General features: G+C 34.9%; 10 protein-coding genes. 8 read left to right on the top strand and 2 right to left on the bottom strand.

The window, feature by feature from the left end:
• Nucleotides 1-65 precede the first annotated feature (65 nt).
• The 6 genes from trmB to LBV24_RS02745 all read left to right on the top strand — a co-directional run bounded on the left by trmB (nucleotide 66) and on the right by LBV24_RS02745 (nucleotide 4,318).
• The gene (gene trmB, locus LBV24_RS02770; RefSeq protein ID WP_224477061.1) at nucleotides 66-740 is read left to right on the top strand and encodes a tRNA (guanosine(46)-N7)-methyltransferase TrmB; all 675 of its coding nucleotides are present in this window, start codon (nucleotides 66-68) and stop codon (nucleotides 738-740) included.
• Nucleotides 741-743: 3 nt separating this feature from the next.
• Nucleotides 744-1,373: a LysE family transporter gene (locus LBV24_RS02765; protein ID WP_224477060.1), complete on the top strand. Its 630-nt coding sequence runs from the start codon at nucleotides 744-746 to the stop codon at nucleotides 1,371-1,373.
• Entirely contained in the window at nucleotides 1,373-1,705 is a 333-nt protein-coding gene (locus LBV24_RS02760; RefSeq protein ID WP_224477059.1) for an MGMT family protein, read from the top strand. Before LBV24_RS02765 ends, LBV24_RS02760 begins: the two co-directional genes overlap by 1 nt.
• Before the next feature lie 106 nt (nucleotides 1,706-1,811).
• Nucleotides 1,812-2,954, top strand: a complete 1,143-nt coding sequence (locus LBV24_RS02755) for an Mrp/NBP35 family ATP-binding protein (RefSeq protein ID WP_224477058.1) — start codon at nucleotides 1,812-1,814, stop codon at nucleotides 2,952-2,954.
• Nucleotides 2,955-3,194 (top strand): NifU family protein, encoded by a 240-nt coding sequence (locus LBV24_RS02750; RefSeq protein ID WP_224477057.1) that lies wholly within the window; start codon nucleotides 2,955-2,957, stop codon nucleotides 3,192-3,194.
• Nucleotides 3,195-3,256: 62 nt separating this feature from the next.
• Nucleotides 3,257-4,318 (top strand): NAD(P)/FAD-dependent oxidoreductase, encoded by a 1,062-nt coding sequence (locus LBV24_RS02745; protein ID WP_224477056.1) that lies wholly within the window; start codon nucleotides 3,257-3,259, stop codon nucleotides 4,316-4,318.
• Nucleotides 4,319-4,393: 75 nt separating this feature from the next.
• On the opposite strand, the gene nifJ is transcribed toward LBV24_RS02745, so the two are convergent.
• A complete protein-coding gene (gene nifJ / locus LBV24_RS02740) occupies nucleotides 4,394-7,924 on the bottom strand; it encodes a pyruvate:ferredoxin (flavodoxin) oxidoreductase (protein ID WP_224477055.1) in 3,531 nt (1,176 codons plus the stop codon).
• A gap of 294 nt (nucleotides 7,925-8,218) precedes the next feature.
• On the bottom strand, nucleotides 8,219-8,569 hold the full coding sequence (locus LBV24_RS02735; RefSeq protein ID WP_224477054.1) for a 4Fe-4S dicluster domain-containing protein: 351 nt from the start codon (nucleotides 8,567-8,569) through the stop codon (nucleotides 8,219-8,221).
• Nucleotides 8,570-8,725: 156 nt separating this feature from the next.
• Between LBV24_RS02735 and LBV24_RS02730 the strand changes: the two genes are divergently transcribed.
• Entirely contained in the window at nucleotides 8,726-10,582 is a 1,857-nt protein-coding gene (locus tag LBV24_RS02730; protein ID WP_224477053.1) for a 2-oxoacid:acceptor oxidoreductase subunit alpha, read from the top strand.
• Between the two features lies 1 nt (nucleotide 10,583).
• Complete coding sequence (locus LBV24_RS02725) at nucleotides 10,584-11,594, top strand: 2-oxoacid:ferredoxin oxidoreductase subunit beta (RefSeq protein ID WP_224477052.1); 1,011 nt, start codon at nucleotides 10,584-10,586, stop codon at nucleotides 11,592-11,594.
• Nucleotides 11,595-11,596 lie beyond the last annotated feature (2 nt).

Genomic DNA, 11,596 nt, shown 5'->3' with positions numbered 1-11,596 from the left:
TATCAAATATAAAGCTAAAATCTTTCCTTAATTTTACGGCATTAATAAACTAGTGTATTTTAAAAGTGGGTAGTAAAAACAAGCTCAAACGATTCAAAGAAAATGAGACATTTCATAATGTCTATCAGCCAACACGTGAAGAACTTTTGAACAACTCTTATGATAAGAAAGGCCAATGGCGTGAGAAAGTATTTAATAATAATAATCCCATAGTATTAGAATTAGGATGTGGCAAAGGTGAGTATACAGTGAGCTTGGCTAAGCGTAATCCAAATATAAACTATATAGGTATAGATATTAAAGGTGCAAGATTTTGGCGTGGTGCCAAAACGGCAATAGAGGAAAACTTAGATAATGTCGCTTTTGTAAGAACCCAAATAGAATTGGTTGAATATGTATTTGGAGAAAATGAGGTTGATGAAATTTGGATAACTTTCCCTGATCCACAGATTAAATATAAGCGCACAAAGCATAGAATGACCAATTTGGCTTTTATTGAGCGTTATAGAAAAATATTAAAAGCAGATGGAATAATGCATTTAAAAACAGATAGTGAATTTATGCATGGTTATACACTTGGGTTGTTGCATGGTGCTGGTTATGAAGTGATTTATGCCAACCATAATGTTTATAAACTAGAGGGAAGCCCAAAAGAAGTAACTGATATTCAGACGTTTTATGAAAGCCAGTATTTAGAGCAAGACAAAGCAATTACGTATATTAGATTTAAAATCAACTAAGGTTTGAGCATTACCGTAATTTTCTTTCTTGGGCTATTTGTTGCGCTTATTGGTGTTATACCTCCTGGATTACTTAATATGACAGCGGCTAGAATTAGCCTTAAAGAAGGTCCTGGAAGAGGCATTACATTTTCATCTGGCGTATGTCTTATCGTATTTGTTCAAACTTATATTGCAGCAATTTTTGCTAGATATCTTTCCAATAGACCCGATATAGTTGAAATTCTGCAACGTGTAGCATTTGTGATTTTTATATTAATTACTATATATTTTTTGGTTATTGCAAAAAATCAAAAAGACCCAAAGATTAATCCAGATACCAGAAGTAAGAAAAGTCGCTTTTTTCATGGAATGTTTTTGTCTTCATTAAATGTATTCCCAATTCCGTATCAAGCTTATATGACTATAACCTTAGCTTCTTTTGGTGTTATGGATTTTGAAAGATTGAGTATAATTACCTATGTAACTGGAGCAGCAATGGGGACTTTTGTGATGCTGTATTTCTATATTTTCTTTTTTGATAAGATAAAAGACAAAAAGTTTACGTCACAGAAAAGCATGAATTACAGTATTGGTATTATTACAGGTCTTGTAGCACTGATTACTTTTATAAATATATTAAGAGAACTCTAATGAAACCTGAAACACTTGGTTTTTTCGAGAAAGTTTATGATGTCGTAAGACTGATTCCATATGGTAAGGTCACTAGTTATGGTGCTATTGCAAAGTATCTTGGGGCAACAAAAAGTGCAAGAATAGTTGGTTACGCTATGAATGCTTCTCACACTAAGGATGTACCAGCGCACAGAGTGGTTAATCGCAAAGGATTATTAACAGGTAAACATCACTTCGAAGGGACGAATTTAATGCAACAATTGCTCGAAAATGAAGGTGTTGTTGTCATTGACAATCAAATACAAAATTTAGAAGAAATCTACTGGGATCCTTCGAAGGAACTTCTCTGATATACTGCCTATTATAAAATCGAATTCAACTATTATCCAATTCAATTTTGGAGCTTCAGAATATGAACTTTTAGCAGTATCTTTGCATTTAGAATTAATCTAGATAATGGTAAAACTAAACAAACAAGATATACTTAAGGCACTTAAAACCATAACGGCTCCTGGTGAGGGTGAGAATATGGTTGATAGTGGTGCGGTTACAAACATAGTGACATTTGCAGATGAGGTAATAGTTGATATAACGATTAAAAACCCAAGTCTTCAGGCAAAGAAAAAAACTGAGGTTGAGATTCTACAGACTATTCATAGAGAGGTTTATGAAAAAGCCAAAATAAAAGTTAACGTTAAGGTAGATGCGCCAGCGCAAACTGCTGTGAACGAAATAAAAGGGAAGCCAATTCCAGGCATACAAAACATCGTTGCTGTAGCTTCTGGTAAAGGTGGTGTTGGTAAATCTACGGTTACCGCAAACCTTGCGGTCACTTTAGCAAAGATGGGTTTTAAAGTAGGTGTGTTAGATGCTGACATTTATGGTCCATCAATTCCTATAATGTTCGATGTGGCTTCAGAACGTCCACTATCAGTAAATGTAGATGGTAAGTCAAAGATGAAACCAATTGAAAATCATGGTGTAAAAGTGCTTTCTATAGGATTTTTCACTAAACCAGATCAAGCAGTTATTTGGAGAGGACCAATGGCTGCAAAAGCGTTAAACCAAATGATTTTTGATGCCGCTTGGGGAGAACTAGATTTTTTACTTATAGATTTACCACCAGGTACTGGTGATATTCATCTAAGTATAATGCAAGCACTACCAATTACTGGATCTGTTGTAGTTAGTACACCACAAAATGTTGCACTTGCAGATGCAAAAAAGGGTGTAGCAATGTTTCAACAAGAAAATATTAATGTACCAGTTTTAGGAATTGTAGAAAATATGGCCTACTTCACTCCTGAGGAACTGCCAGAGAATAAATATTATATATTTGGTAAGGAAGGTGCAAAATATTTGGCAGAGGACTTAAGCGTACCGTTTTTAGGGGAGGTTCCAATTGTACAAAGTATTCGTGAGGCTGGTGACCTAGGAAGGCCAGCGGCATTACAAACAGCAACGCCAATTGAAAAGGCATTTGAGGCCATCACTCGTGAAATGGTACAACAATTAGTGCATAGAAATGAGGCTTTACCAGCAACTGAAGCAATTAAGATTACAACAATGGCAGGATGTTCTGCTGTTAAAAAGAAATAAATGAACTCAGAAGAATTAAAATTAAATGTTGAAAAAGCGTTAGACGAAATTCGACCTTTTTTGCAAAGTGATGGTGGAGACATCAATTTATTGTCAATAGAGGATGAGAAGTTGGTTAAGGTGCAGCTTGTTGGAGCCTGTACATCTTGTAGTGTCAACCAAATGACATTAAAATCTGGCGTAGAAATGACCATTAAAAAGTACGCGCCTCAAATAGAAAGAGTGATTAATGTTGAATAGTAATGTGTTTATCATCACATTAATGATATTGCAATATTTGTGTTGCTTCCATTTTTAAATTCATGATTACAACTGATATACTTATTATAGGAGCTGGTCCTACAGGATTATTTACTGTTTTTGAGGCCGGATTATTAAAATTAAAGTGCCATCTAATTGATGCTTTACCTCAACCAGGTGGTCAATGCTCTGAAATTTATCCTAAAAAACCGATTTATGATATTCCTGCCTATCCAGAGATTCTGGCTGGAGATTTAACTGATAAACTTCTTGAGCAGTGTAAACAGTTTGAACCTGGTTTTACATTAGGCGAACGAGCAGATACAATTGAAAAACAAGAGGACGGTTCATTTATTGTTACTACAAACAAGGGTACAAAACATAAAGCGCCTGTTGTGGCAATTGCTAGTGGATTAGGAAGTTTTGAACCCCGTAAACCTTTAATTCATAACATCACTGATTTTGAAGAAAAAGGCGTAGAATATATGATTAAAGAACCAGAATTATATCGCGATAAAAAAGTGGTTATTGCTGGTGGTGGTGATTCAGCATTAGATTGGTGTATCTTTTTAAGTGATGTTGCATCAGAGGTTACCCTTATACATAGACGCAACGAATTTCGTGGCCACTTAGATTCAGTAGAAAAAGTGCAGGAATTAAAGAATGCAGGAAAGATTAATTTAATAACACCTGCTGAGGTAGTTGGTATTGTTGGCGATGAAAAAGTAAACGCTGTAGTTGTAAAACAAGCACAACATATTGAAAAAGAATTTGAAATAGAATGTGATCATTTCGTGCCACTCTTTGGTTTGTCTCCAAAACTTGGACCAATTGCAAATTGGGGATTGGAGATAGAGAAGAATGCTATCAAAGTAAACAATGCGTTAGATTACCAGACAAATATTCCAGGGATTTTTGCTATAGGAGATGGTAATACCTATCCAGGAAAGTTAAAACTAATTCTTTGTGGTTTTCATGAAGCTACTTTAATGTGTCAAGCGGCATTTCAAATTATTAATCCAGGTAAGAAAAACGTATTAAAATATACTACAGTTACTGGTATAGATGGATTTGATGGTTCTAGAAAAGAGGCGCCTAAGCAAGTTGTTAAAAAGATAAATTAGTTTTCTATTACCAATAAAAATGCAAAAACATCTACTCCTTAATGAAATAGATGTTTTTACACAATGATGAGAAGTTTACATATTTCTGTAAAGCTCTAATCTTTCCCATTTAGTATCAACTTCTTCTTGAGCCTGCTTGAGTAGTTTCGCTCCAACTTCAGCATTTTCTTTAACGACTCTTGAGAATCGAGTTTCGGTATACATAAAATCCTCTAATGGTGCTGAAGGTGCCTTAGAATCTAATTTAAACTTCTTACCTTTTGGTTTGGAAGGGTTGAATCTAAATAATGGCCAATAGCCCGTTTGTACGGCTTTCTCCTGGTGTTTTGCTCCATCCTTTAAATTATAGCCATGATCACCACAATGTGAGTAAGCAATAATTAATGAAGGGCCGTCGTAAGCCTCAGCTTCTTCAATAGCTTTAAGTGTCTGCAAATCTTTTGCTCCAATTGCCACTTGCGCTACATAAACGTTACCGTAAGATACTGCCTGCAATGCTAAATTTTTCTTACCTGTACGTTTTCCAGCTACAGCGAATTTTGCGCTAGCTCCAAGTGGTGTGGCTTTAGACATTTGACCACCAGTATTAGAATATATCTCAGTATCTAATACCATAATATTGATATTTTCACCAGAGGCTAAAACGTGATCAACACCACCATAACCAATATCATAAGCCCAACCGTCTCCACCGAGTATCCAAACTGATTTTTTACGTAAGTACTCTGTTAACTGGGATAATTTTTTGGCTTCAGGTTTGTCAATTGTTGCTAACTTTTCTTTTAACTTATCTAAGTTTGAGAAATTTTCTGCTTTTTCCGCTTCTGTTTTTTCAGGATTGTTTAGAATAGCATCAACTAATTCAGTTCCTACTTCAGCTTCAAGTTCTTTTAACAGATTGGTAGAAATTTCCTGTTTTTTAGTTAAACCTAATTTCATACCTAGACCATATTCTGCATTATCTTCAAATAAAGAATTTGCCCATGCTGGTCCTCTGCCAAATTGATTTTTCTTATATGGTGTTGTTGGTAGGTTTCCACCATAAATTGAGGAACAACCTGTTGCGTTAGCAATTAATATACTATCACCATATAATTGCGTTAGCAATTTAATATATGGTGTCTCACCACAACCAGAGCACGCACCTGAGAATTCAAATAATGGTTCTAAGAACTGAGAACCTTTTACATTGTTTATGACCAATTCTGTTCTATCATAATCTGGTAAATCAATAAAGAAATCCCAATTAGGATCTTCTGCACCTTCAACTTTAAGCTTGCTATGCATATTAATAGCCTTAAAGTTTGGATCTTCTTTACTTATTGCAGGACAAACTTCAACACAAAGGTCGCAACCTGTACAATCTTGAGGAGATACTTGCAATACGTAAGAGTCATTTTCTTTATTAAATGGTCTACCTACTGCTGGAACAGATTTAAGAGTCGATGGAGCATTGGTTAACTCTTCATTTGCAACAACCTTAGCTCTAATGGCTGCATGAGGACATATAACCACACATTTATTACATTGTGTACAAATATCTTCACCGTCCCATACAGGTACTTTATCTGCAATACCACGTTTTTCAAATTGAGTTGTTCCTGTAGGGAAGGTACCATCTGGCTCGAATGCACTTACTGGAAGTTCATCACCTTTCCCTGCTAAAATTTTGCCTAAAACTTCTTTCACAAATAGATCTGCATCACCAGTCATCATTGGCTTTAATTCAGCATCACTAGTGACTTTCTTTGGATAATCAACCTTCTGAAGGTTTTCTAATGATTTATCAACAGCGTTAAAGTTCATTTGAACAACAGCATCACCCTTTTTAGAATATGATTTTACAATCGCTTCTTTAATTTTTGTAATGGCTTCGTCTTTTGGTAATACTCCAGAAATAGCAAAGAAACACGTTTGTAATATAGTATTAGTTCGTTTACCTAAGTTTGCTTCTTGAGCTACTTTAGTGGCATCTATAACATAAAAATCTAATTCGTTCTCTACAATTTCTTCCTGCATTTTTTTAGGCAGGATATTCCAAACGGTGTCTTTATCAAAAGGAGAGTTTAATAAGAAGGTTCCTCCTTTTTTTATGTTCTTTAATATGTCATATTTTTCAATGAAGTTAAATTGATGACACGCTATAAAATTCGCTTTATGAATTAAATATGTAGAATATATAGGCTTTGGTCCAAATCGTAAATGTGATACGGTTTGAGCACCGGCCTTTTTAGAATCATAAACAAAGTACCCTTGCACATAATTATCGGTTGTTTCACCAATAATCTTAATAGAATTTTTGTTTGCGCCAACGGTACCATCTGAGCCAAGTCCGTAGAACATGCAGTTAAATGTTGTTTTAACCGTATGTAATCTGCTTCCAATTTCTAAACTTCTAAAAGATACATCATCGTTAATACCAACTGTAAAGTGGTTTTTAGAATCGTCTTTATCTAACTCATCATAGACTGCCTTAACCATAGCAGGATCAAATTCTTTCGAAGATAAACCGTAACGTCCACCAATTATTTTTGGCATAGCCCTATCACTTTCCATAAAAGCTGTAACTACATCTTGATAAAGAGGTTCGCCAATACTACCTGGTTCTTTAGTTCTATCTAAAACAGCAATCTTGTTTACTGTTTTTGGAAGTGCATCAATAAAATGACTAATTGAAAATGGTCTGAACAAACGTACTATAATAGCACCTACTTTTTCACCATCTTTTACCATCGTATCCACAGCTTCCATTACAGGCCCTTGACCAGAACCCATAATTACAATTACTTTTTCTGCCTCAGGATGGCCAACATAATAGAATAAGCTGTAACGTCTTCCTGTATGTTTATAAAACGTTTTCATGGTTTCATCAACAATGTCAGGAACTTTATCATAATATAAGTTGGCAGCTTCTCTAGCCTGGAAGAACACGTCTGGATTTTGTGAGGTACCTCTTATTACTGGATTATCTGGATCTAGTGATCTTTTTTTATGAGCCAAAATATCATCTTCTGGCATCATGTCCTTAATGATATCATCCGTAATACTATCAATTTTAGAGATCTCATGGGAAGTTCTAAATCCATCAAATATGTTTAAGAATGGTACTCTAGATTTTAATGTAGCAACTTGAGAAATCAATGCAAAATCTTGAGATTCTTGAACTGAGCCACCAAATAACATTGAAAACCCTGTTTGTCTTGTTGCCATGACATCAGAATGATCACCAAAAATGGATAGTGCATGTGTAGCTACAGTTCTTGCAGCCACATGGATAACTGATGGTAATAACTCACCAGCCATTTTGTACATATTTGGAATCATTAATAATAAACCTTGTGAGGCTGTAAATGTTGTTGTTAAGGCACCAGCTTGTAATGACCCGTGTACAGCACCAGAAGCACCGCCTTCACTTTGCATTTCAACAATTCTTGGGACATTTCCCCAAATATTTTTTTGTCCTTTGGAGCTATAGATGTCTACGTGTTCACCCATTGGTGATGCTGGAGTAATTGGGTAAATTGCACAAACCTCATTGGTTTTATGAGCAACCATTGCAACGGCCTCATTAGCATCACAAATAAGTTTTGGAAACTCTTTTTTCATAATGAATATTTATAATTATGGCAATGAAAAAAAAGAACTGCTTAATTGTTTAACCGCTCAATTCTCAGTGCTATAGAAAAGATTTATAAAAGTGTTATAAAATTAAGATGAATGTGCCAACTATTATATGACAAATGTCAGTAGAGGTAATTGAAAACTGCTTATTTTGAGAGGGTTTCATAGAAATTTTGTTTTCTTGGCACTAACTATGTAAATAAAAATCCACTCCTAACAATTTAGTTAAGAGTGGATAATGTTTTGAATAGAATTAATACCTTTTATAGCAAAAAGCGATTACTCACCATGTAGCCATGCTTTTTTCTCTAACAATGCTTCTTCAGTTTCTACATTGTCTTCATCAGGAACACAGCAATCTACAGGACAAACAGACGCACACTGTGGTTCGTCATGGAATCCTTTACATTCAGTACATTTATCAGGAACAATAAAATAGAATTCTTCAGATATTGGGTCATTCTCTTCGTCAGCATCAACTTTAGCTCCACTTGGAGTAGTTATAGTGCCACTTAATTCCGTTTCCTCTGCATAGGTCCATTCCTGGTCTGGTTCGTAAATTGCGTTGTTAGGACATTCAGAAATACAAGCATCACAATTGATGCATTCGTCTGTGATTATAATTGCCATTTTTACTTAATTTAGGATATATAGGAGTAAAAGTAAATGTTCTTTCGGGTATTTAATATGATAAAAATCATATTGTATTATAACCACAGAAGGTAAATTTGACATAAAACCGTTATGCGGTTCAATATACTTAGAATTGAATAATACTAACTTGTTATGAATATTCATTTAGAAGATGCACAACCTGAAGTTTTAGAAGCTGTTGTTATACGATTTGTTGGAGATTCAGGAGATGGAATGCAACTTACAGGGACGCAATTTTCAGATACTTCTGCTATGTTTGGAAATGATGTAGCAACATTTCCAAACTATCCATCAGAAATTAGAGCACCACAAGGCAGTTTATATGGCGTATCTGGATTTCAGGTGCATATAGGAAGTATAGAGATTAGTACGCCTGGTGATGAGGTAGATTTATTAGTGGTAATGAATCCAGCAGGATTAAAAACAAATCTATATGCGGTAAAACCTGGCCATACAATAATTGTAGATACGGATTCCTTTAATAAAAAGAATCTGCAAAAGGCGCAATATGATATTAGCCCGTTGGAAGATGGAACACTTGATAATTACAGAGTAATTGAGGTTTCAATATCTTCTCTGACAAGAGAAGCTTTGAAAGGTGTTGAAGGTTTAGATAATAAAAGTATTACTAGAAGTAAAAACATGTTCGCTTTGGGTATGGTGTACTGGATGTATCACCGCTCTACAGAGCATACGATCAACTTTTTCAAAAACAAATTCTCATCCAAACCTCATCTAATTGAGTCTAATACAAAGGCACTTAATGCTGGTTATTATTTTGCTGAAACTTTAGAATTAATACCAAATTCATTTACAATTTCACCAGCAAAAATGCCTCCAGGCACCTACAGAATTATTAGTGGTAATACAGCAACAGCCTGGGGATTTTTGGCAGCAGCCGAGAAATCTGGTTTGGAATTGTTTTTAGGATCTTACCCAATTACTCCTGCGACTGACATCTTGCACGAACTTGTAAAACATAAACACTTTGGAGTGAAGGCATTTCAGGCTGAAGATGAAATTGCTGGTATAAATTCAGCAATAGGTGCTTCATTTGCTGGTGATTTAGCCATAACAACTACGTCAGGTCCAGGCCTTGCATTAAAAAGTGAGGCATTAGGTTTAGCCATGATGGTAGAATTACCATTGGTTGTAGTTAATGTACAAAGAGGTGGCCCTTCTACAGGTTTACCTACAAAAACGGAACAATCGGATTTATTACAGGCCATGTACGGAAGAAATGGTGAGAGTCCTGTTATAGTTATTGCGGCTAGCACACCTGCAGATTGCTTTAATTATGCTTATCAAGCTTCTAAATTGGCTTTAGAACACATGACACCAGTTATTTTATTAACGGATGGATATATTGCCAACGGATCAGAACCTTGGAAAATAAAACAAGTATCTGAAATGCCTGAAATTAAAAACCATAAGATTACTGAAGTCTCTGAAAATTGGCAACCATATGACAGAGACAAAAACACGCTAGCTCGAAATTGGGCAGTGCCTGGAACATTTGGTTTAGAACATAGAATAGGTGGTTTGGAGAAAGATAAGATTACAGGTAATGTATCTTATGTTCCGGAGAATCACGAATTCATGACTAAAACAAGAGCTGAAAAAATTAAGCGTGTTCAAAATTATATACCAGACCTAAAAACTGAATTTGTTGAATCTGGTGATTTACTTGTAATTGGATGGGGAGGAACATACGGTAGTCTATATTCTGCTGTGAAACAGATGCATGAAGAAGGTAATGATAAAATCGGTTATGCTCATTTTAATTATATAAACCCACTACCAAAAAACACAGAAGAAATATTTTCCAAATTCGAGAAGATTGTAGTTTGTGAATTGAATAACGGTCAATTCGTACATATTTTAAGAATGAATTTTAATAAGTTCAATATTTCACAATTTAATAAAATACAAGGCTTGCCTTTTGGAAATACTGAACTTATAAATAAGTTTAACCAATTACTAAACTGATATGGAAACAACTGTTGATAAATATACATTCAAAGATTTTGCGAGTGATCAGGAAGTAAGATGGTGTCCTGGTTGTGATGACTATGTTATTTTACGTTCAATGCAGAAAGCACTTCCTGAAATGGGTGTTAAGAAAGAAGATGTGGTTTTTATTTCAGGTATAGGCTGTTCTTCTCGTTTTCCATATTATATGGATACTTATGGTATGCATGGTATTCATGGTAGAGCACCAGCAATTGCATCTGGTGTTAAATTGGCAAATCCAGATTTAAGTGTTTGGGTTATTACTGGAGACGGTGATGCAATGGCTATTGGAGGAAACCATTTTATCCATGTGTTAAGAAGAAATATAGATTTGAATATCGTCCTCTTTAATAACGAGATTTATGGTTTAACCAAAGGCCAATTTTCACCGACCTCTCTCGTTGGTCAAAAAACAAAATCATCACCTTACGGAAATACACAACCTCCATTTCAACCTGGTGAGTTGGCAATTGGAGCTCAAGCCAGATTTTTTGCAAGAATTGGCGGTAACGCACCAAAAGAAATGACTCAGATCTTTATAGAAGCTGAAAAGTTCAATGGTACTTCTTTAATTGAAGTATTACAAAACTGTGTAATATTTAATGATGGTTGTTTTTCTAAATACACGGATAAAAATGTCAGAGAGGACAAACAAATCTTTGTGGAACATGGTAAGCCTATGATATTTGGAAAAAATAAGGACAAAGGATTGGTCTTAAATGGACTAAAATTAGAGGTTGTAACTATAGGAGAAAACGGTATTGAAGAAAAAGATATTTTAGTTCATAATGCTCATGATGAAGACCCAACCTTGCATCAAATGCTTGTAAGATTAGAATACCCACTAGTTACTGGTATCATAAGAAGTTTTGATGATATTACCTTAGAAGAAAGGGAAGATGCGTTAACTACAGAAGTTAAATCAAAATCAAGTTTTACGAAAGTTGATGATTTATTGTTTTCAAGTGAGACTTATGAAGTTCATTGATT

Origin of the sequence: Winogradskyella vincentii (genome assembly GCF_020166345.1) — a bacterium.
Taxonomy (GTDB): Bacteria; Bacteroidota; Bacteroidia; order Flavobacteriales; family Flavobacteriaceae; genus Winogradskyella; species Winogradskyella vincentii.
Note: the sequence above shows the minus strand (reverse complement) of the source record. Positions and strands in the feature narration are given on the sequence as shown.

What these genes read in the sequence shown, in the direction of transcription:
- LBV24_RS02760 (WP_224477059.1), top strand. Translation starts at nt 1,373, where the DNA reads ATGAAACCTGAAACACTTGGTTTTTTCGAGAAAGTTTATGATGTCGTA.
- LBV24_RS02755 (WP_224477058.1), top strand. Translation starts at nt 1,812, where the DNA reads ATGGTAAAACTAAACAAACAAGATATACTTAAGGCACTTAAAACCATA.
- LBV24_RS02750 (WP_224477057.1), top strand. Translation starts at nt 2,955, where the DNA reads ATGAACTCAGAAGAATTAAAATTAAATGTTGAAAAAGCGTTAGACGAA.
- LBV24_RS02745 (WP_224477056.1), top strand. Translation starts at nt 3,257, where the DNA reads ATGATTACAACTGATATACTTATTATAGGAGCTGGTCCTACAGGATTA.
- nifJ (WP_224477055.1), bottom strand. Translation starts at nt 7,924, where the DNA reads ATGAAAAAAGAGTTTCCAAAACTTATTTGTGATGCTAATGAGGCCGTT.
- LBV24_RS02735 (WP_224477054.1), bottom strand. Translation starts at nt 8,569, where the DNA reads ATGGCAATTATAATCACAGACGAATGCATCAATTGTGATGCTTGTATT.
- LBV24_RS02730 (WP_224477053.1), top strand. Translation starts at nt 8,726, where the DNA reads ATGAATATTCATTTAGAAGATGCACAACCTGAAGTTTTAGAAGCTGTT.
- LBV24_RS02725 (WP_224477052.1), top strand. Translation starts at nt 10,584, where the DNA reads ATGGAAACAACTGTTGATAAATATACATTCAAAGATTTTGCGAGTGAT.